This window comes from Mycetocola miduiensis (genome assembly GCF_900115155.1).
Classification (GTDB): Bacteria; Actinomycetota; Actinomycetes; order Actinomycetales; family Microbacteriaceae; genus Mycetocola_A; species Mycetocola_A miduiensis.
Genome location: NZ_FOVM01000005.1, coordinates 233,402 through 252,754 on the forward strand (window position 1 = coordinate 233,402; position 19,353 = coordinate 252,754).

At 66.2% G+C, this 19,353-nt stretch carries 20 protein-coding genes; 9 read left to right on the top strand and 11 right to left on the bottom strand.

Annotated elements, in window-relative coordinates; translation table 11 throughout:
• Positions 1-75: 75 nt before the first annotated feature.
• From BM197_RS10160 to BM197_RS10190, 7 genes are all read right to left on the bottom strand, one after another.
• Positions 76-543 (bottom strand): carboxymuconolactone decarboxylase family protein, encoded by a 468-nt coding sequence (locus BM197_RS10160; protein WP_090711092.1) that lies wholly within the window; start codon positions 541-543, stop codon positions 76-78.
• A gap of 71 nt (positions 544-614) precedes the next feature.
• Positions 615-2,048 (bottom strand): amidase, encoded by a 1,434-nt coding sequence (locus BM197_RS10165; protein WP_090711095.1) that lies wholly within the window; start codon positions 2,046-2,048, stop codon positions 615-617.
• A 23-nt stretch (positions 2,049-2,071) separates the two neighbouring features.
• A complete protein-coding gene (locus tag BM197_RS10170) occupies positions 2,072-2,443 on the bottom strand; it encodes a hypothetical protein (protein WP_090711097.1) in 372 nt (123 codons plus the stop codon).
• Positions 2,444-2,475: 32 nt separating this feature from the next.
• The gene (locus BM197_RS10175; protein ID WP_090711099.1) at positions 2,476-3,054 is read right to left on the bottom strand and encodes a GNAT family N-acetyltransferase; all 579 of its coding nucleotides are present in this window, start codon (positions 3,052-3,054) and stop codon (positions 2,476-2,478) included.
• 36 nt (positions 3,055-3,090) lie between these two features.
• The gene (locus tag BM197_RS10180; protein WP_090711101.1) at positions 3,091-3,801 is read right to left on the bottom strand and encodes a uracil-DNA glycosylase; all 711 of its coding nucleotides are present in this window, start codon (positions 3,799-3,801) and stop codon (positions 3,091-3,093) included.
• Entirely contained in the window at positions 3,798-4,523 is a 726-nt protein-coding gene (locus BM197_RS10185; protein ID WP_090711103.1) for a Type 1 glutamine amidotransferase-like domain-containing protein, read from the bottom strand. Before BM197_RS10185 ends, BM197_RS10180 begins: the two co-directional genes overlap by 4 nt.
• 9 nt (positions 4,524-4,532) lie before the next feature.
• Complete coding sequence (locus BM197_RS10190) at positions 4,533-5,042, bottom strand: phosphoribosyltransferase (protein WP_090711229.1); 510 nt, start codon at positions 5,040-5,042, stop codon at positions 4,533-4,535.
• Here BM197_RS10190 and BM197_RS10195 point away from each other — a divergent pair.
• Together BM197_RS10195 and BM197_RS10200 are read left to right on the top strand one after the other, a co-directional pair.
• Positions 5,027-6,310 (top strand): benzoate/H(+) symporter BenE family transporter, encoded by a 1,284-nt coding sequence (locus BM197_RS10195; protein ID WP_245762488.1) that lies wholly within the window; start codon positions 5,027-5,029, stop codon positions 6,308-6,310. The two genes, BM197_RS10190 and BM197_RS10195, sit on opposite strands and share 16 nt — an antisense overlap.
• Positions 6,307-7,584 (top strand): GNAT family N-acetyltransferase, encoded by a 1,278-nt coding sequence (locus BM197_RS10200; RefSeq protein ID WP_090711106.1) that lies wholly within the window; start codon positions 6,307-6,309, stop codon positions 7,582-7,584. Before BM197_RS10195 ends, BM197_RS10200 begins: the two co-directional genes overlap by 4 nt.
• Positions 7,585-7,594: 10 nt before the next feature.
• Here BM197_RS10200 and BM197_RS10205 read toward each other — a convergent pair whose 3' ends face one another.
• From BM197_RS10205 to BM197_RS10215, 3 genes are all read right to left on the bottom strand, one after another.
• Complete coding sequence (locus BM197_RS10205) at positions 7,595-9,037, bottom strand: amino acid permease (RefSeq protein WP_090711108.1); 1,443 nt, start codon at positions 9,035-9,037, stop codon at positions 7,595-7,597.
• Positions 9,038-9,249: 212 nt separating this feature from the next.
• Positions 9,250-9,975, bottom strand: coding sequence for a phosphotransferase (locus tag BM197_RS10210; protein WP_090711110.1), 726 nt, complete (start codon positions 9,973-9,975; stop codon positions 9,250-9,252).
• A 2-nt stretch (positions 9,976-9,977) separates the two neighbouring features.
• Positions 9,978-10,742 carry an SDR family NAD(P)-dependent oxidoreductase gene (locus BM197_RS10215; RefSeq protein WP_090711112.1) on the bottom strand — a complete coding sequence of 255 codons (765 nt, stop codon included), beginning with the start codon at positions 10,740-10,742 and terminating at the stop codon, positions 9,978-9,980.
• Between the two features lie 129 nt (positions 10,743-10,871).
• Between BM197_RS10215 and BM197_RS10220 the strand changes: the two genes are divergently transcribed.
• The 7 genes from BM197_RS10220 (at position 10,872) to BM197_RS10250 (ending at position 18,083) form a co-directional block, all read left to right on the top strand.
• On the top strand, positions 10,872-12,197 hold the full coding sequence (locus BM197_RS10220) for a bifunctional o-acetylhomoserine/o-acetylserine sulfhydrylase (RefSeq protein ID WP_090711115.1): 1,326 nt from the start codon (positions 10,872-10,874) through the stop codon (positions 12,195-12,197).
• 67 nt (positions 12,198-12,264) lie between these two features.
• Positions 12,265-13,170 carry an oxygenase MpaB family protein gene (locus tag BM197_RS10225; protein WP_090711118.1) on the top strand — a complete coding sequence of 302 codons (906 nt, stop codon included), beginning with the start codon at positions 12,265-12,267 and terminating at the stop codon, positions 13,168-13,170.
• Positions 13,171-13,380: 210 nt separating this feature from the next.
• Complete coding sequence (gene metX / locus BM197_RS10230; protein WP_090711120.1) at positions 13,381-14,613, top strand: homoserine O-acetyltransferase MetX; 1,233 nt, start codon at positions 13,381-13,383, stop codon at positions 14,611-14,613.
• A 72-nt stretch (positions 14,614-14,685) separates the two neighbouring features.
• Positions 14,686-15,882: a sensor histidine kinase gene (locus BM197_RS10235; RefSeq protein WP_090711122.1), complete on the top strand. Its 1,197-nt coding sequence runs from the start codon at positions 14,686-14,688 to the stop codon at positions 15,880-15,882.
• A gap of 5 nt (positions 15,883-15,887) precedes the next feature.
• A complete protein-coding gene (locus BM197_RS10240) occupies positions 15,888-17,054 on the top strand; it encodes a hypothetical protein (RefSeq protein ID WP_143095051.1) in 1,167 nt (388 codons plus the stop codon).
• A 27-nt stretch (positions 17,055-17,081) separates the two neighbouring features.
• Complete coding sequence (locus BM197_RS10245; protein WP_090711126.1) at positions 17,082-17,729, top strand: response regulator transcription factor; 648 nt, start codon at positions 17,082-17,084, stop codon at positions 17,727-17,729.
• A gap of 48 nt (positions 17,730-17,777) precedes the next feature.
• On the top strand, positions 17,778-18,083 hold the full coding sequence (locus BM197_RS10250) for a thiamine-binding protein (protein WP_090711128.1): 306 nt from the start codon (positions 17,778-17,780) through the stop codon (positions 18,081-18,083).
• On the opposite strand, the gene BM197_RS10255 is transcribed toward BM197_RS10250, so the two are convergent.
• On the bottom strand, positions 18,023-19,303 hold the full coding sequence (locus BM197_RS10255) for a glycosyltransferase 87 family protein (protein WP_090711130.1): 1,281 nt from the start codon (positions 19,301-19,303) through the stop codon (positions 18,023-18,025). The two genes, BM197_RS10250 and BM197_RS10255, sit on opposite strands and share 61 nt — an antisense overlap.
• Positions 19,304-19,353: the final 50 nt, after the last annotated feature.

Sequence of the window (19,353 nt, forward strand, 5' to 3'; positions counted from 1 at the left end):
TCAGTATAGGCAAGCCTTACCTGACTTGGCCAGACGAGATCACGCCCGTTCAGCCCGCTCCCAGCGTCGCGCCGCTCAGGACTCCTCGGGGTCGACGAGGTACCTGCTCGTGACCGCGATGCGGTTGAAGGCGTTGATCGACACAATCATCCACGACAGCGTTGCGAACTCCTCCTCATCGAAGACTTCACGGGACGCGGCGTAGATCTCGTCGGAGACGTGCCCATGCGAGACCAGGGTGATGGCCTCCGTGAGGGCGAGGGCCGCCCGCTCCCGCTCCGAATACAAACCCGCTTCGCGCCAGGCGGGAAGCATGGTCATCCGCTCCGTCGTCTCCCCCATCGACAGGGCTTTCTTCGTGTGCACCCGGAGACAATAGGCGCACCCGTTGATCTGCGACGCCCGCATCTGCACCAGCTCGCACAGGAGCGGCTCAATACCTGCGTCGCGCGCGAGATGACCGATCTCCTTTGAAAGTGCCGCGAGCTTCTCGTAGGCGGTGGGGCGGGTCTTCGCGAGATGCACTCGGGCAGCTGTGGTCATAGGACCATTGTGGCCCATGGCTCTGTGTCGAGGATCAGTGTTGGGGCTCTGTGTTCGGGGTCAAGCGCCGCTCAGCGCGCTGCGATCGGCGGCGTGCGCAGCTGCCAACGGATGCGGCGCTCCAGCTGACTCCCGATCGACAGGAGCGTCGACTCACCACCCGGCCGCCCGATCAGCTGCACCCCCATGGGCAGGCCGTCAACCGTCTCGGCCACAGGAAGGGTGATCGCCGGAAGCCCGGCGACGTTCACGAAGGAAGTGAACGGCGAGTACTGGCATTGCTGGATGAAGTTGTGCTCAGCATCCTCGTCGTCAAACCAGCCAATCGGCCGAGGCGTCTGCCCCAGCGTCGGCGTCAGAACGACATCGAAGCGCGAGAACTGCTCGAGAACGCTGCGTTCAAACGCTGTCAGAACGGCCAAGGTCTCCGCCATATCACGGGCGCTGAGCTCCCTTCCGGATTGCACCAGGTGCCTGGTCACCGGCTCGAGCAACGACAACCGGTCGTCGTCGACCGGGATCGAAGCCGCCGAAATATGCCATAACCGGCGGAAGGCATCCGCATACACTCCGTCATGCTCGAGGCGAACGTCCTCGATGCCGTGCCCCATCGCACCGAGGTGCGCGAGAGCGACGCTGACCGCAGCGGATGCCTCGGGGTCGACGCGAATTTCCATGCCGTCCTCGAACGGCGAGTTGCCGAGAACGCCGATCGAGAACCGGCCTTCGCCGCGAACCGCAGCGCCCAGCAGGTCGCCGTCATTGTCATCCGGGGCGCGGAGGGCGAAGTGATGGTCGATGCGGCCGTTCCTGCGGCCGATCATCGCGTCCAGTAGGAGGGCGGCATCGGTCACCGAGCGAGCAATCGGTCCCTTCACGGCGAGACCGCCGATGGATTCGATACCGGAGCCTGCCGGGACGAGACCACGCGATGGCTTGATGCCGACGAGCCCGCACGCTGCCGCTGGGATACGAATGGAGCCGCCCCCGTCACTGCCTGGAGCAAAAGGCAACAGCCGCGCAGACACCGCGCCAGCGGCCCCGCCGCTGGACCCACCTGCACCGAGCGCGAGGTCCCACGGGTTCCTGGCCGGGGGGGCAACGAGCGACTCGGTGTAGCCGTGCATGCCGAACTCCGGTGTGTTGGTCTTGCCGAGGCTGATCGCCCCTGCACCGTCGAGAACTTCGACGATCTCCTCCGACCGCGGGGAGATCGTGCCGGCGAATGCCCGTGAGCCGTACCCGGTGGCGACGCCACGACGCATGGTGAGGTCTTTGTCGGCGATGGGCAGCCCCCAGAGCGCGGTCGTTCTGGGCACGATGCGTTCGAGGTCCTGCGCCCGCCGCGTGGCGGCATCCACGGTCACGGTGACGAATGCCCCGAGCTGCGGGTCCAGCATCTCGATGCGCTCCAGATAGTGCGCCGTCAATTCGGCGGGCGATACTTCACCGCGCTGCAGGGCGAGCCACTGGTCGAGAGCGCTGAGTTCATGCAATTCGGTCACAACTCGAGCCTATTCCGAAGAGGTCAGTCCTCGAGCTCGGCCGCCAGTTCGGTCAGCAGCCGACCGAAGACGTGCGCCGACTGCTGGATCGATTTCCGCCCGGCGATCGGGCCCGCCCAGTGGGCGGCCTGCGCGACGTTGACGAGTTCATGTTCGATCCGCGATCCGCCGTCGGCCGGCAGCACCCGGTATTCTCCGCGGTACCACCAGCCGCCCTGGACGATCAGCAGTCGTTGGTCGTCGTCAGCGGTGAAGCCGGACACCTCGGGATCGGGGGGCGTCAGCCTCCGCTTGATCGCGGCATACACGTCGGCCGGATTTGCGTGGATCTCCCCGGCGTATGAACGAAGAACGGTGTTCCTGGCAGGGCGGTCGTGAGGGGCGGATTTCGGCATGCCGACACGCTATCGCAGCTCGTCGGCATCCGTTATTTGAGAGACTTCTGCAGGAGAACCGTTCCGAGCCAGCGTTCGAACTTGAACCCGACGCGACCCATCCGGCCGATTTCGGTGAAGCCGAACGATTCATGCAACGCGATCGACGCTTCTGCTCCCTTGTCGCTGATCACCGCGAGGATCTCCTTGAGTCCAGCCGCCTTCGAACGGTCGATCAGCTCGCCCAGCAGAACGCGGCCGAGACCCTTGCCTGTCGATGCCGGGCCGAGGTAGATGGAGTTCTCGACGGTGAAGCGGTACGCGCGCTTCTCCTTCCACGGTGACACCAGCGCATATCCGAGGATCACCTTGTTCGGCGACTCCGCGACGATGAACGGCAAGCCGAGTTTCTGCAGGTGGGCGAACTTCGCCTTCCACTTGGCAAGCGACATCTTCTCTTCATCGAAGGTGACAACGCTGTTCATGACGTAGTAGTTGTAGATCTCGCGGATGTGCGGGAGATCGGCAACTTCGGCTTCCCGGATCGTGTACAGGAAGGGCGCCTCAGGCTCGGGTTTCTTCCGCAGGTGCGGTGGTAGCGTCCGGCGGGTCTGGTATTCCTCTTCAAGCACGAGTACATCGTAAACGACTCGGGTTTCGCGCGCGTTTCACCAGAGCCCGGCCGAAGCGAGACTCCAATCCACAGGGTCAGCTCCCTGCTCTTCAAGGAGGGCGTTCGCCCGCGAGAACGGCCGCGACCCGAAGAAGCCACGGGATGCCGAGAGCGGACTGGGGTGGGCGCTGGCCACAATGGGAGTGTCGCCGAGAATCGGAGCGAGTGCCTGTGCGTCACGGCCCCAGAGGATCGCGACGAGCGGAGTGGCCCGGTCGACCAGGGTGCGGATCGCGAGGTCCGTCACCGTCTCCCACCCGATGCCGCGATGGGACCCCGACTCCCCCGCGCGCACGGTGAGCACTCGGTTGAGGAGGAGCACACCGTTGCGCGTCCACGGGGTGAGGTCTCCGGATGCCGGAGGCGGCGTTGAAAGATCGTCATCGAGTTCCCGGAAGATGTTGGCGAGGCTGCGCGGCAGCGGCCGCACGTGCGGCTCGACAGCGAAAGCCATCCCGATCGAGTGCCCAGGCGTCGGATATGGGTCCTGCCCGACGATCAGGACGCGCACGTCGGCGAGGGGCGCGGTGAAAGCCCGGAGGATGTTCTCCTGTGCCGGCAGAACGGCGATCCCGGCGTCGCGGTCGGCATCGAGGACCTGGGCGATGGCATCCAGCTGTTCCTGCACAGGGGCGAGCGCGTCGGCCCAGCCGGCGTCGAGACGACCGGATGCCGCCAGTGCGGCGAGGTCGAACCCGGTCGTCATTCGGCCGCTAGCGACGAGACGCGCACACCCGCCTCGGCGGGAAGAACCTGCCACACGTTGCCGGCTCCGACAGCCCGAAGGGCGCCTTCTCCGACGATGAACGCCGTGTTCTCGTCGATGGCGATGCCCCCGGCGACAAGCCCGGCCTCGGTTGCGGCGATCAGCCGAGAGAGATTCCCCCACTGCACCGCGTGGACGTCGACCGAGATGTCGAGCAGCCCGATGCCGTTCTCGACGGTGACCTCATCGAGGCCTTCGGATCCGCCTTCGGGGCTGACCTCGACGCCGCCGATGCGCCAGCCGCCGACGAGCGCATGCTCGGAGGCGATCGTGGAGCCGGCTGAGAAGCCGAGGTAGGGAACTCCGGCGGACACTTGCCTGCGAATCTCGCCGAAGACGGGGCGGAGTGCCTCAAGGTATGCAGGAGTGAGTCCACCGCCGACCACGATGCCGTGCACTTCGGCGAGCGCCGCCGTCGTGGCTTCCTCACCGTGCGCGAGCGCGGTGACGACCGCTTCGAAGTCGTCTGTGGCTCCGGTCGCCGACATCAGTTTCTCGGCGTGTTCGGCGCCGTCACCGTCTCGGACGACGACCACGGCGATCCGCGGTACTCCCTCGAAGCCGGACGCTCGCGCCCGTTCAGCCGCTTCGGCCAGGAAGGGGGCGTAAACCGACCCATCGTTCGACTCGGACCAACCGCCGCCAACCAGGTGCACACTCATGCATCGAGCCTACGGTGCCAGAAGAGGCGCCAACGCCGACCACGGAAAGGTGATCCACCGGTCCGTATCCCGCCAGATGTAATCGGGGACGAGGATTGTCCGGGGCTTCCGGTAGAGCGTCAGAGTGCGGACCGTCGCGCCGTGCTCCTCCAACAGCTCGACCACCATCGCGAGCGTTCGGCCAGAGTCTGAGACGTCGTCGACGAGGAGCACGTTCTTACCGTTGAGGGCTGGGGCGTCAAGCAGCGGCGGATGCAACACCGGCTCGGGGAGCCGTTCATCGACGTCGGTGTAGAACTCGACATTGATGCTTCCGCAGTTCCTGGTTCCGAGTGCATACGCGACCGATCCGGCGAGCAGCAGACCGCCGCGGGCGACAGCGACGACGATGTCGGGGTGGAAGCCGGATTCAACGACCTTCACCGCGAGTTCGCGAGACGCCTCTCCGAACTCTTCCCAGCCGAGAACCTCCCGCTCTGGGGGGAAGGATGCCGGCAGTTCCGTTGTCGGGTTGGTCATGCAGTCACGCTACAGCCCGGACGCGCGTTGGCGTCGGGATTGCGCTGACGGAACTTCGCCGCCAAAATGAGCTGCGGCTGGCCGGTCGCCGCCCGCCACCCCTGAAGGACTTCGACATTCTCCAGCCCATCTCCGCCGGCATCGTCGCGGCCATCACCGGCTTCGCCACATCATTCGCCCTCGTCATCGCCGGGCTCCAGGCGGTCGGCGCAACGGACGACCAGGCAGCATCCGGGCTTCTGGCGCTCTGCCTCGCCGTCGGCGGCATCAGCGTTGTGCTGACCTGGCTGCTTCGGATCCCGCTTTCGTTCGCCTGGTCCACCCCGGGCGCCGCTCTCCTCCTCGCCGCGGGAACGGGATCGACGAGCTTCGCGTCGGCGGTCGGAGCGTTCCTCGTCTGTGCGCTGCTCATCGTGCTCTGCGGACTGTGGCCGTCCCTCGCCAACGCGATCACCCGCATTCCGAAGCCCCTGGCATCCGCCATGCTGGCCGGCATCCTCTTTCCGATCTGCCTGGCGCCGATCCAGGCCTCGGTCGAACTGCCTCTTCTCGGCCTGCCGATCGTCGTCACCTGGTTGGTGCTCTACCGCTGGGCGCCTCGGTGGGCGGTGCCAGGGGCCATGGCTGTCGCCGGCGTCGCCATCGCGCTGTCCGCTGGCACCGACTGGCTGCGGTCAGCCACGATCGCGCCACAACTGACCTTCGTCGCCCCAGCGTTCGACCCGGCGGTGGTCCTCAGCCTCGGCATACCGCTCTTCGTCGTCACGATGGCGGGGCAGAACGTGCCAGGAGTCGTCGTCCTGTCGACGTTCGGCTATACAACTCCTACCCGCGTCGCGCTCATCGGCTCGGGGGCGGCGTCGGGCCTCGGGGCGTTGTTCGGCGGCCACGTCATCAACCTCGCGGCCATCACGGCGGCGCTCATGGCCAGCCCTGAAGCACACCCGGACAGGAACAAGCGCTGGGTTGCCTCGTTCACCGCGGGCATCGTCTACCTGCTCCTCGGCCTCGGAGCAGGTGTCGCGACGGCGCTCGTCGCCGCGTCACCACCGATCATCATCACAGCCGTCGCCGGACTCGCCGTGCTCGGAGCATTGATCACCTCACTGACGGGCGCACTTGAGGACCCGTCCTCCCGTGTTGCGGCGATCGCGACCTTCCTCGTCGTCGCCTCAGGCATCGTGGTTATCGGCGTCGGGAGTGCATTCTGGGGACTCCTCGTCGGCGCTGTCGTTCTCGTCACCCTTCGGCGTAGGGTTTCGGCGTGACATCTATCGACGACGCATACGAATTCCGCCGCTTCCTGCCATCAGGCACCGACGTCAACCAGGAGACCCGCGGCTGGCTGCAAGCCGATGCCAGGGGCTTCCACGCCAAGAGGTTCACCGAAACCTCACTCGCGCGGGTCTCGTCTGGCCTCGTCACCGACGGCCAGACCCTTGCCGGCACGTACGCCCGCTCCCGCCAGGAAGCATCCCTGCCTGCTGAGTACCCCGTCGCCACGTTCGCGTCGTTCCCGAAGACGCTCAACGTCGGCGGTGGGCGGATGCTGCCGGCGCACCTCATCTCCTCGGTCACCGTCCGCCCCACCCACCGCCGCCGCGGGTTGCTGCGCCGGATGATGACCGACAACCTGGCTGTCGCCGCTGCCGAGGGTTTCGCGATTGCCGCGTTGACCGCATCCGAGGCGACGATATACCGCCGCTTCGGTTTCGGACCAGCGGCGTGGACCCGCGACATCGAAGTGTCGACCGACGCACGCTTCCGTCTCCTGACGGTTCCTCGCGGCAGCTGTGACCAGATCGAAGCGCGAGCGCTCACCGATATCGGTCCGCGGGTTTTCGCCCGGTTTCACGCCGGACAGACCGGGTCGGTCGATCGCCACGTCGGCATCTGGCACCACGTTTCAGGGATCGCGGATTCCGACGGGCAGGAGGACCGCAGCGTGCGCGCCGCCGCGCACTATGACGACGAAGGCGTCATAGACGGGTATGTCTCCTACCGGGTCACCGGCGACCTGCGGACCGTGAAACTGCTCGACTTTGTGGCCGCCGATGACAATGCCGCGCTGGGGCTCTGGCACTACCTTGCCTCGATCGACCTCACCGAAACAGTCACCTGGAAACAGGGCAGACTCGACGAGCCGCTGTCCTGGGCGCTCGAGAACCCGCGTCTTCTCCAGGTCAGAGCCGTCGAAGACTGGCTGTGGCTCCGCATTCTCGACCCGATAGCCGCACTCGAAGCCCGTCCGTACTCGTCGACCGGACGGCTCATCCTCCGCATCGTCGATTCGCTCGGCCACGCGTCAGGGGTGTTCCAGCTCACGGTGACGGATGCCGGCGCAACGGTCACCAGAGACGACGATGCCTCGCCCGACCTGGATCTCGACGTCTGGGTGCTCGGCTCCCTTTATCTCGGCGGCGCCGACCCTCTCAGCCTCGCCGCAGGCGGGCAGCTCGTCGAGCACTCACCCGGCGCCGTCTGCACGCTGCGGGCTCTGCTGGCTCCGGACGTGCCGGTCTACGGGATCACTCCGTTCTGACCCGCGGTGGCTACCGTTCGGCTGCCTCCGTCTGCAGGTCACGCTGGAAGCTCGCGTAACGGGCGAGGTGGGAGGGACGGCGGCGGAGGACCAGCCATCCGATGCCGAGCAGGACAAACCAGACCGGCGTGACAAGCAGCGCCAGAAAAGTGTCCGGTTGCGTTGTCAGCGCCCACAGCACGAACGCGAAGAAGGCGAAGACGGCCCACACCATGGGGATGCCGCCCGGCATCCGGTACGCGGACCGCTCGTGAAGCTCTGCCCGGCGCTTCCGGAAGGAGAGGTAGCTCGCGAGGATCATCGACCACACGAAGATGAAGCAGACGGCGGACACGGTGGTGACCATCTCGAATGCCTTGCCGATGTCCTGGCCCGCGTACATCAGGACGACTCCGGAGAGCAGAAGGACGCACGAAAGGAAGAGCGCGTTCTGCGGCACCTTGCGCCGGGAGAGCGCGGCGAACCTGGCCGGGGCGTCGCCCTCCTTCGCCAGGCCGTACACCATGCGCGACGTGGAGTAGATGCCGGAGTTGGCCGAGGACATGGCTGAGCTCAGCACCACGAGGTTGACCACCGTTGCGGCCGCACCGAGCCCCGCGAGGGAGAACATGGCGATGAAGGGGCTGCGGCCGGACTCGAACTGCGTCCACGGCGTGACCGACATCAGGATGATGAGGGCGCCCACGTAGAAGAGCAGCACGCGGATCGGGATGGCATTGATGGCCTTGGGCAGATTCTTCTCGGGATCCTTGGCTTCTGCTGCCGTTGTGCCAACGAGCTCGATACCGACGAACGCGAAAACGGCGATCTGGAAACCGGCGACGAAGCCCATGAACTCGTTCGGGAAGAATCCTCCGTGACTCCACAGGTTGCTGAACGTTGCGGGTCCGGCGTCAGAGCTGAATCCGCTGAAGATCATGAACATGCCCACAACGATCAGGGCCGCGATGGCGATGATTTTGATTAGCGCAAACCAGAATTCGGTCTCGCCGAACGCCCGGACGGTGGCCAGGTTCAGCAACAGCAGGATGCCCACCGTCGCGAGGCCGGGGATCCACAGCGGGAGCCCAGGCCAGAGTTCCTGCGAGTAGCCTGCGATCGCGATCACGTCGGCTATTCCGGTGATCACCCAGCAGAACCAGTAGGTCCAGCCGGTGAAGAACCCGGCCCACGGCCCGAGGAGGTCGGCCGCGAAATCGCTGAACGATTTGTAGTTCAGGTTGCTCAGCAGCAGTTCACCCATAGCCCGCATGACGAAGAACAGCATGAAGCCGATGATCATGTAGACGAAAATGACCGAAGGACCGGCCGCCGAGATCGTCTTGCCTGAACCCATGAAGAGTCCCGTGCCGATGGCCCCGCCGATGGCGATGAGCTGGATGTGCCGGTTGCTCAGCTGCCGTTCGAGGTGAGGGGCGTCGACACGTGTTGACGAAATGCTCTGGACCGCCATGGGAACTCAATCGTTCTGGTGGCGCGTCGGCGCCAGGATTCGGTGTGTGAGGGGTACTTCAACGGCACCTGTGCATGGCTGCGGGATTCTCCCGCCGCAGAACAATGGCTTGTTCAGTGTGCCCGTGTCATTCGAAGGGAAGTGACGCGAACACACATTACGTGACGCCGGGCCGCTCACAAAAACGGCGCATCGGCTACGCAGACGTCGACCTAGAGCCAGCCGGCCAGGTACTTCGCGTCACGCTCGTACGCCACTGCTTCAGCTCGCAGGTGCGGTTTGAACAGCTCATCCGCCTTCTCGACCGAGAACTCGGCGAGGTTGAGAAGCCGTGTCACCGCGACTCTGACCACGTCCTTCCAGGAGGCATCCGACCCGTACTCGCGAAGGAGAAGTTGGATGCGACCGCGTGCATCTTCAGGGCCAGGCGCGCCGTCTGGCGGCAGTGCCGTCAGCGGGCACGCCCTTGTCGCGAAATACGCGATGTCCCAGATCCGCGGCCCCGGTGAGCACATGTCGAAGTCGATGGCGCCGGTGATTCGCCCCTCACCGTTAAACGCGAGGTTGTGCGGCGCGAAGTCGTTGTGGCAGACGACCTCGGAGGGGATTTTCGTCGGCGACTGCCACACAGCGTCGTCGATGCCGAACCCGATCGACGCGTCGTGGAGCTGCCGCAGCATCCTGGCGCCGTCGACGAGGACGGCTTCGTCCCAGACCCAGGCCGGCAAAGGGTACTCCGGCACCATCCCCTCGACATAGCTCAGGATTTCGGTCTCCGCCTCGCTCCCGATCGGCGTCGGCGCCCAGTCAACGCCGTTGCGCGCCAGGTACCGGAGGTAACGGTGCACCGTCGGCGTCCACGGGCCGGCCTGGCGTCGAACCGTGTTCCCCACCCGGGAGACCGCGTTCATGTTGCCGCCGGAGCGAGCGCCGTTCATGCTCAGGCCTTCATCATCAGATCGCCGCGCATGACCTTGTGCGGCGCTGCCTGTGCCACCGGTTTCACGGTGATCGAATCAAGGTTGATGTGCGCGGGCAGTTCGACGGCGTGAACGATGGTCTCGGCGATGTCCTCAGCGCTGAGCGGATTGCGGACGTCGTCGTACACGGCATCCGCTTTCGCCTGGTCACCGCCGAACCGGACCAGTGAGAATTCCTCCGTGTGCACCATGCCCGGAGCGACCTCGATCACCCGGATCGGCTCGCCGGCCAGTTCAAGCCGGAGAACCTGCAGCAGTGCCCGCTGGGCGAACTTCGCCGCGTTGTAGCCACCGCCGCCCTCGTACGCCACCGTGCCGGCGATCGACGTAATGCCGACGATCGACGCGGCATCCGCCTGGCGCAGAATTGGCAGCAGGGCTGAGATGACTCGTTTCGTCCCGAGCACGTTGATGTCGAACATGCGGGCCCAGTCGTCGGGGTCTCCTGCTTCGACCGAGTGCATGCCGAACGCGCCACCGGCGTTACAGATGAGGGCGTTCGCCCCGCCGGATGCCGCGACGACGTCCCGCAGGGCGTCGACGTCGGCCTGCACTGTCAGGTCGGCGGTGACCACCTGCGCTCCGGTCTCAGCGGCGAGCGCTTCCAGCCTGTCCGCCCGCCGAGCGACGCCGACCACGTCCCAGCCTCGCGACCGGAACAGCCGCACGGTTGCGGCTCCGATCCCTGAGCTCGCTCCGGTCACGATTACGCGTTGTGCACTCATGGCTTCAGCCTAGGGCGACGCCATTACGTTCTATTGCGAACGGCGTTGTCTCGCTTTCGCTCTGTGCCTAGTCTCGAAGGAACGAGCATCCGTTATCTTCCACCCGATTGAGAAAACGAGGGGGCTATCATGGCCGATTCCAACCCCGCCTGGCAGTTCGAAACCAAGCAAATCCACTCGGGCGCCGCCCCGGACCCGACCACCAAGGCGCGCGCGACCCCGATCTACCAGACGACCAGTTACGTGTTCGACAGCGCAGACCACGCAAAGAACCTCTTCGCGCTTGCCGAGTTCGGCAACATCTACACCCGCATCCAGAACCCGACCCAGGCCGTCGTCGAGGAGCGCATCGCCGCGCTCGAAGGGGGCACCGGCGCCCTCCTGCTCGCGTCCGGCCAGGCCGCGTCGACCTTCTCGATCCTCAACATCGCGCAGGCCGGCGACCACATCGTCTCGTCGTCGTCGATCTACGGCGGCACGTACAACCTGTTCAAGTACACGCTCGCGAAGCTCGGAATCGAGACGACGTTCGTCGAAGACCAGGATGACGCCGACGAGTGGCACCGGGCGATCCGTCCGAACACGAAGGCGTTCTTCGCCGAGACCATCGGCAACCCGCGCATCAACATCCTCGACGTCTCGCTGGTGTCGAGCATCGCCCACGAAGCCGGCATCCCGCTCATCGTCGACAACACGATTGCGACCCCGTACCTGATCCGCCCGTTCGAGCACGGCGCAGACATCATCGTTCACTCCGCGACGAAGTTCCTCGGCGGTCACGGCACTGTCATCGGCGGTGTGATCGTCGACGGCGGCACCTTCGAGTGGTCGAAGAACGTCGAGAAGTTCCCCGGCCTTACCGAGCCCGATCCGTCGTACCATGGCGCGAGCTACACGACAGCGGTGGGTGACGCGCTCGCCTACATCATCAAGGCTCGGGTGCAGTTGCTCCGTGACCTCGGATCGGCGATCGCCCCGGCGAGCGCCTGGCAGCTCATCCAGGGCATCGAAACCCTGTCGCTCCGGATCGAACGCCACGTGCAGAACGCGCAGGAGATCGCCGAGTGGCTCGACGCCCACCCCGACATCGCAAGCGTCAACTACTCGGGGCTTCCGTCGAGCCCCTGGTATGCGGCCGCCAACAAGTACGCCCCCAAGGGTGTCGGCGCCGTGCTGTCGTTCGAGCTCAAGGGCGGCGTCGACGCCGGACGTGAACTCGTGAACACGCTGAGTCTGTTCTCCCACCTCGCCAACATCGGCGATGTGCGTTCACTCGTCATCCACCCGGCGTCGACGACACACTCGCAACTGACCCCGGAGCAGCAGCTCACAACGGGTGTCACACCCGGGCTGGTACGCCTCTCCGTCGGTCTCGAGAACGTCGCCGACCTCAAGGCCGACCTCGAACAGGGACTCGCAGCAGCGCGCGCGGTGGTCGTCGCCGCCCGCGGCTAGCTGTCACTCTCCTGTGGCGGTCCCGCAAGGGGCCGCCACAGGTGTTTTCGCGGGTTACCCTCGGTGGATGAGTACGCTCACCGACGTGTGGCGGTCCCACCTTCTCAGCACCCTGTCCGGTTCCAGCGACGGCAGACCGCGCTGGGTGGACCGCATCGAGGAGGGCTCTGACGCGGGCTTCTTCGGCCCCGGTTCCGCCTCATGGGCCGTGCACGGCGGACTCGCGACCATGGTCGCCGGCATCCGTGCTCTCCTCCTGCAGACGCTTCACCCGGGTGCGATGGCCGGCGTCCACGACTGGTCGAGGTACCGCGAGGATCCCCTCGGCCGTCTGTCCGGGACCATCCAGTGGCTCGTCACCGTCACATTCGCCGACACGGCGACTGCCCGCCGTGAATCCGCCCGGGTCGGAACCTTTCATCAGCGAGTCGCCGGTACGTACACCGACACGACCGGCGCCATCCATCCGTATTCCGCTGGCGACCCGAACCTGCTGTCCTGGGTGCACATCGTCTTCACCGATTCGTTCCTCGCCTGCCACACGCTCTGGGGTGACCCCATCCCGGGTGGCGCCGACGCCTACGTCCGAGAATGGGCGCAGGCGGGCGAACTCGTCGGGGTCGTCGACCCTCCGCGGTCGGCGGCCGAACTCACCGACGCCCTCGACGCGTACCGGCGTGACGGCATCCTGCAATACGACGAGCGAGTCGCCGAGGCTGTGCGTTTCATCCGCAACCCTCCGCTTCGCCGGTCGATCATGCCCGCGTACCGCGTGATGTTCGCCGGTGCTGTCGCATCTATCCCGCGGGAGTATCGGGAGCTGCTCGGGCTGCGCCGTTCCCGGCTTCCTGTGATAGCCGCGACGGGTCTGGTGCTCGGCGCCGTCCGTCGGATCCTCGGCTCGTCGTCCACCTCGGAGGATGCCGCACGCAGGCGCATCGCCCGGCTGGCCGAGCCGGCATCCTCTCGCTGACGCGTGCGACCGGCTGGATGGGCGCTTGCTCGGTCACCAATGGTTGTTGAAGTCGCTGCTCGGTCGCGAATGGATGAAGATTCCGCCCGCGAGCAACCCGTCCCGACCGAGCAACGGGTACCCCGCCTCCACCCGCGCCCAACATTCCGAGGCAACCGAGCCCGTCGTAACACTGCCCACCGGGCGTGCAGGAGCCGACACAATGGATGCATGGACTGGCAGACCCCCGAAGACACGGTTCCGTCCAGCTTCATCACCGAGGAGCTGGCCAGGCAGGTGCTCGGTAAACCCCCGGCGACGGGCGCCTGGCGCGACGGCGACCCCGCCGGCGAGCGCCTGTTCGCGGACCTCGGCGCTTTCGACTTCGAATCGGGCGGCCACCTTCCCCACGTCCGTCTCGCCTATGAGACCCTCGGCACGCTCAATCCCGAGAAGGACAACGCCGTCCTCATCACCCATGCCCTCACCGGTGACAGTCATGTGACCGGCGACGCCGGCCGCGGTCACGCGACCGCCGGCTGGTGGAGCAGCATCGTCGGCCCGGGCCTCGCCATCGATACCGACGTGTGGTTCGTCGTCACACCCAACATGCTCGGCGGCTGCCAGGGCTCCACCGGCCCCGCGTCGTTCGCCCCCGACGGGTACGAGTGGGCGACACGGTTCCCGTACACGACCATCCGAGATCAGGTCCGAGCTCAGGTACAGTTCGCAGACCTGCTCGGCATCGACCGCTGGGCCGCTGTCGTCGGCGGGTCCGTCGGCGGCATGCACGCCCTGGAATGGGCGGTCGGCTACCCCGACCGGGTCGAGCGGCTCGCGGTCCTCGCCGCTCCCCCGCACACCACCGCTGACCAGGTCGCGCTCAACTCGGTACAGATCGAAGCAATCCGGATGGACCCGCTGTTCGCCGGCGGTCACTATTACGACGCCCAGGACGGCAACGGCCCGCACCGTGGGCTTGCCCTCGCGCGGCGGATGGCGCTGCTCAACTACCGCAGCCCGTCGGAGCTCAACGCCCGGTTCGGCCGCACCTGGCAATCGGCGATCAGCCCCCTCGGCGACGGCGGCAAGTACGCCATCGAGTCGTACATCGACTTCCACGGCAACAAGTTCACCCGTCGGTTCGACGCCAACAGTTACATCACGCTCGTCGAGGCCATGAACTCCCACGACATCGGGCGCGGCAGGGGCGGAATCGACGCGGCGCTTGCCCGCGTGAGCGCCGCAACCCTCGTCCTCGGCATCGATTCAGACCGGTTGTTCCCGCTGGAGGGGCAGGAGACGATCGCGCGAGGCATCCGTTCGAACATCGACGGCGACGTTCCCGCCGTCATCACCTCGGACTTCGGCCACGACGGCTTCCTGATCGAAGCGGATGCCGTGAGTGCGCACCTGAGGCGGTTGCTCGACACCGCAGACCGGCGAGCCGCCTGGGTCTCCTGACCTCAGGAACCCTAGACTTCTCGACATGATCGGCTGTGGCGACGACTCGGGCTGCGGCCTGCGGGGAACGTCATGAGCCCGTCCCGTCTGAGTGCGGAGGAGCGGGACCGGTTCTCCTGGCAGCTGGCGAGGCTTCTGTACCGCACGACCCGGCTGTTCGGGGTCACCGGCGCCGCCGTCGCCGCGATCTGCATCTGGTTGCCGGGAGCGATGACCCTCTCGAACGCCGTCGCCTGCTCGAGCCTCCTCGCCGCGCTGACCGCGACCCAGCTCCTGATGACCCACCGCCCGCATCCGCTCTGGATGGTCCTCGCCTTCTCGCTCGGGCTCTCGCTGATCGCCGGTATCTACATGCCGGCGAATGGGCAGCTCAACATCGCCACGACTGGCGCCATCTCCGCCATCGGCGCGTGGGGAATCGGCTCAATGGCCACCATTCTGGTGTCGTCGTGGGGCCAGGTGCTCGTCCTCCTCGGCGCACTCGCCTCTACCATCGCCTACATCCTCCTGCTCACCCGCGCCAGCGAACCCCGAACCGGTTCCATACTTCTCTCCATCGTCACGGGCTGGGCGATCTCGACCCTGTTCGGCATCTGGCTCCGGTCGAGTTTCCCGCGCGTGATGCGGAGGGTTTCGAGCATCGGCCGGGCACACAACGTCGAACGGCGTGCAAGCGAGACCGAGGCGCAACGGCACCGCGACGCGCGCCTGCTTCACGACACGGTCCTCGCAACCCTCACCCTCCTCGCCCACTCCGGAGTCGGCGTACCGGCGGAGTCCATGCGTGCCCAGGCCGAATCCGACGGGCTCCTCCTCAAACGGCTGCGCCTCGGCGAAACGCCGCAGCCCCGCTCATCCGGTGAATACACCCTGACCAACACCGCCGAGCTCTCGCTCGGTGGAACACTCGAAGCCCTCAAAGGGCGGTTCGGTTCGATGGGCCTCGACATCGAATGGCACGGATCAGGCCAGATCGGCCTGCCCGGAACGAAGCTTGAGGCGTTCATCCTCGCTCTGTCGGAATGCCTCGAGAATGTGCGACGGCACTCAGGCGTGAACGAAGCTCACGTCACCCTGAGCGACGACGGTGAGATGGTTCGCGGGGTGGTGACGGATGCCGGCAGCGGCTTCGACCCGGCGACCGTCCCCGACGGAAAACTCGGCTTCGCCGACTCCGTCGTCGCGCGCGTTCGCGATGCGGGCGGGAGCGTCCGCGTCTTCAGCGCCCCGAGTGCGGGCACGACCGTCGTCCTGGAGATGCCGAAATGAACCGCGTGACCGAACGACCCGACCGCGTCGCATCGGCACGGGCGACGCTGGGCACGAGCCAGCTGGGCACCTCACTGGCCGTCGCGGGCAGCATGGTGGTCCTGCACTCGTTCTTGCGGTTCCTGTTCTCCCTGGGCGACCTTCCGAATCCGCTGCTCAACGCGAGTTCCTGGCTGTTGCTCCTCGCGGCATCCGTTTTCTCGATCATCGCGGTGCGCGCAAGTGGTTACCTCCTCGGAAACCTCACCTTCTCCTTCCTTCTCGGCAGCCTCGCCGTCGTTGTCGCGCTCGACCTGGCCGCGGTGTGGCACGCAGGCAGCGACAACGTCTACCCGACCGCGGCGATCGCCGCGGGAGGTGTGCTCCTGGGTACCGTCACGCTGCGTTCGGTGCGCGACGTCGCCATCAGCTCAGGCGTCCTCGGAGCCGCCCTCGTCGTGACGTTCCTGAGCCGACCGGATGTCGATCCGCTCTACGTCGGGGCGGAAGTCCTGCTGACCACGCTCGCCGTGATGCCCCCGCTCATCGCGTGCATCCTCGTCGCGTCGTACCGCCGTATGGTGCTCATGGCCCTCGACCGCGTGCTCATCCAGAGCACCGTCATGGCGCCCGCATTCGGGGTGAGCATGCTCGAGTCTGAGGAACTCGCGCAGGTGGACCTCGAGGTCGAGCAGTTGTTCGACGACATCTCCTCCGGGCGCGAGCCCCTCCCCCTCGAACCCGACCGCGCCCACCGGGCCGGTGAACTTTCCACGGTGCTTCGGCGCCACCTCATCGCCGGCCGGCGCCACACCTGGCTGCACCATGCCATCGCTGAGTCGGACTTCCTGTCGGTTTCGGTCGAGCTCCGTGACGACGAAGCGCTTGCCGCGCTCCTTGACCAGCGCCAGCGAGATGGCCTCCTGTCGGCGCTCTGGCTCCTCATGTACGGCGAACAGCGCACGACGAGGCATGCCGTCGTGACCTTCGGTCCGTCAGCTCCTGTGGCATCGACAGGACGCCCCCGGGTGCGATTCCCCATCGAGATCGAGGCCCGCGGCATGCGACGCGTCGACGTGGAACCCGCCACATGGCAGCATTTAGGCCGCACGGGACGCTATGTTGATACAACGACGACGGGGGCCCTCATGGTCGTCATCGAGTGCGCGGTCGATAGTCCGATCGATCAATAACCGAGGACTCACAGAGGAGAACGATAGATGACCAGCGTGGAAAGCCCGATCCGTCTCGCCATCGTCGACGATCACAAGATGCTTCTTGGGGCGTTGACGGAGTGGATCCGCGGAGCCGCCAGCGACATTCGAATGGTCGCAGCGGTGCCCACCTGGCCCGAGTTGCTCACCCACTCGGAGTTCCCCGTCGATGTCGTCCTCCTCGACCTCGACCTCAAAGACAACATCCCCGTCTCACTGAAACTGTCGATACTCAAGACGACCGGTGTGAAGACGGTCCTGATGAGCACGTACTCCGACCCTGCCGTCGTTCGCGAAGCGCTCGCATCCGGCGCGCTCGGCTACCTGGTGAAAACCGAAGACCCGACGATGATCGTCGAGGCGATCCGGGCCGCATACATCGGTGAGTCGTTCATCTCCAACGAACTCGACATCGCTCTCAATGCCACAACGACGGGCTCACCGAAGCTCAGCGCCCAGGAACGTCGGGTCATGGCACTGTACGCGGCTGGCGAGCCGGTCAAATCGGTTGCCTACGAACTCGGAATCTCCGAGGAGACGGCGAAGAGCTACCTCAAGCGCATCCGCGAGAAGTACCGCGCCTCCGGCTTCGACGTCGGTACGAAGGTCGCGTTGCGCAAGCGGGCAATCCTCGACGGCATCATCCTCGACTGAGCGGTCCCGGGCTACCCGCCCTCCATGGTGCGGTGGGAGAATAGGCGCATGCTCGTCTCCTTCTCAGTCGCTCCATCCGGCACCGGCCGTGCCGATGCATCCGTTCACGACGCCGTCGCCGCTGCCGTGCGCATCGTCCGTGAATCCGGGTTGCCCAACCACACCGACGCGATGTTCACGACGATCGAAGGCGACTGGGACGAAGTGTTCGACGTGATCCGTCGCGCGACCGACGCCGTCGGACGGTACGGTTCCCGGGTGTCCCTCGTTCTGAAGGCTGACATCCGGCCCGGTTACTCGGGTGAGCTGACCGGCAAGGTCGACCGGCTCGAAGCAGCCCTCGGCGAGGACTGACCGGTCTCGGAGCCGGCCTTCCACACGTCGACGAGCGCCCACGCGAGCAAGACGAACAGCCCTGCGTTGCGCACGGTGAGGAGGAACACCATCGCCGGTGACGCCGACAGCAGGCCGCCATAGAGGTACGGGTACACGGCCTGGGTGAGCCCGGCCAGGGCGAGCGCGATACCGGCCGGCCAGGCGAATGCCCTGCCCCGGTAGACCAAGCCGATGATCACCGGTGCGATCAGCCAGGTATGGAACTGGGGCGACCCGACCTTGTTGACGACGATGAACACGAGGACGAGCGCGAGAGCGAGCGACGGGAACAGGCGCACGACGGATGCTCCGCGCCGGCGTGACAGCACGCCCGCCAGCACCGTCCCCAGAACGGCGACCGCGAGGAGCGGCGTCATCAGGGTGATCACGCCCGCCGTACCAGGACCGGTGACCTGGAAGGTGAGGATCTGCCGGTCGTAATAGATGTAGCTGCCCGGCTCCTGCGCCGACGCGAGCCACAGGTACGGGGTCGCAACCGGCGCTTCGATCTGCAGCCCACGACCAGTTTGCTCTCCGACGAAGCTGAACAGGTACGCACCCCCGCCGAGCACGTACACGAGAACGGCGATGGCGGCACTCGTGGCGGCGCCGGCGAGAAGCACGGCCACCCGCGACCGACTCGACACCAGCACTGCGGCGATCAGCGCCGCCGGCCACACCTTGATCCAGGTGGCAATCGCAAGCAGAACACCGGCGACATGCGGATGCCGCGCCACGAGCAGCAGGGCGACGACCGCTATCGGCACCGTCACGGCGTCGATCCTCGCCAGCGCGATCGGGCCGAGCAACGCGGTGAAGGCAAGCCACCACCAGGCTGCTCGTTCCCGTCGCTTCGACGGTCGGGGACCGAGGAGCACGGCGAAACCGGCGGCGTTGAGGATCGTCACCAGCGAGAGCCACGCCGGGCCGTACAGGTCGGGCCCGAGTCCCATGGCGGCGAACATCGGAACGATCGCTGCGATGGGATACACCCAGGGTCGGTCGATTCCGATGATCGGTCCGCCCGCGAGCGCCTGCTCGATCCAGTGCTGGTAGACCAGCGTGACATCGCCGAGCGGAAGGCCGACGGCGTACTCGCCGATGCCGGTCCCTGGTAGGCCGAGGCAGATCCAGGCGAGAGCGGCGTGCACGACGACGAAAGCCGCCCAGAAGCCGATTCGTCTGATTCGCGGCTCCATTATTCCCGGCCTCATCCTCACCGGTCTCATCCTAGGGGGGTGTGCCCTGG

Coding starts and splice junctions, on each gene's coding strand:
- BM197_RS10235 (WP_090711122.1), top strand. CDS start 14,686: ATGAGCCCGTCCCGTCTGAGTGCGGAGGAGCGGGACCGGTTCTCCTGG.
- BM197_RS10190 (WP_090711229.1), bottom strand. CDS start 5,042: ATGACCAACCCGACAACGGAACTGCCGGCATCCTTCCCCCCAGAGCGG.
- metX (WP_090711120.1), top strand. CDS start 13,381: ATGGACTGGCAGACCCCCGAAGACACGGTTCCGTCCAGCTTCATCACC.
- BM197_RS10205 (WP_090711108.1), bottom strand. CDS start 9,037: ATGGCGGTCCAGAGCATTTCGTCAACACGTGTCGACGCCCCTCACCTC.
- BM197_RS10245 (WP_090711126.1), top strand. CDS start 17,082: ATGACCAGCGTGGAAAGCCCGATCCGTCTCGCCATCGTCGACGATCAC.
- BM197_RS10215 (WP_090711112.1), bottom strand. CDS start 10,742: ATGAGTGCACAACGCGTAATCGTGACCGGAGCGAGCTCAGGGATCGGA.
- BM197_RS10225 (WP_090711118.1), top strand. CDS start 12,265: ATGAGTACGCTCACCGACGTGTGGCGGTCCCACCTTCTCAGCACCCTG.
- BM197_RS10170 (WP_090711097.1), bottom strand. CDS start 2,443: ATGCCGAAATCCGCCCCTCACGACCGCCCTGCCAGGAACACCGTTCTT.
- BM197_RS10220 (WP_090711115.1), top strand. CDS start 10,872: ATGGCCGATTCCAACCCCGCCTGGCAGTTCGAAACCAAGCAAATCCAC.
- BM197_RS10160 (WP_090711092.1), bottom strand. CDS start 543: ATGACCACAGCTGCCCGAGTGCATCTCGCGAAGACCCGCCCCACCGCC.
- BM197_RS10255 (WP_090711130.1), bottom strand. CDS start 19,303: ATGGAGCCGCGAATCAGACGAATCGGCTTCTGGGCGGCTTTCGTCGTC.
- BM197_RS10250 (WP_090711128.1), top strand. CDS start 17,778: ATGCTCGTCTCCTTCTCAGTCGCTCCATCCGGCACCGGCCGTGCCGAT.
- BM197_RS10180 (WP_090711101.1), bottom strand. CDS start 3,801: ATGACGACCGGGTTCGACCTCGCCGCACTGGCGGCATCCGGTCGTCTC.
- BM197_RS10210 (WP_090711110.1), bottom strand. CDS start 9,975: ATGAACGGCGCTCGCTCCGGCGGCAACATGAACGCGGTCTCCCGGGTG.
- BM197_RS10185 (WP_090711103.1), bottom strand. CDS start 4,523: ATGAGTGTGCACCTGGTTGGCGGCGGTTGGTCCGAGTCGAACGATGGG.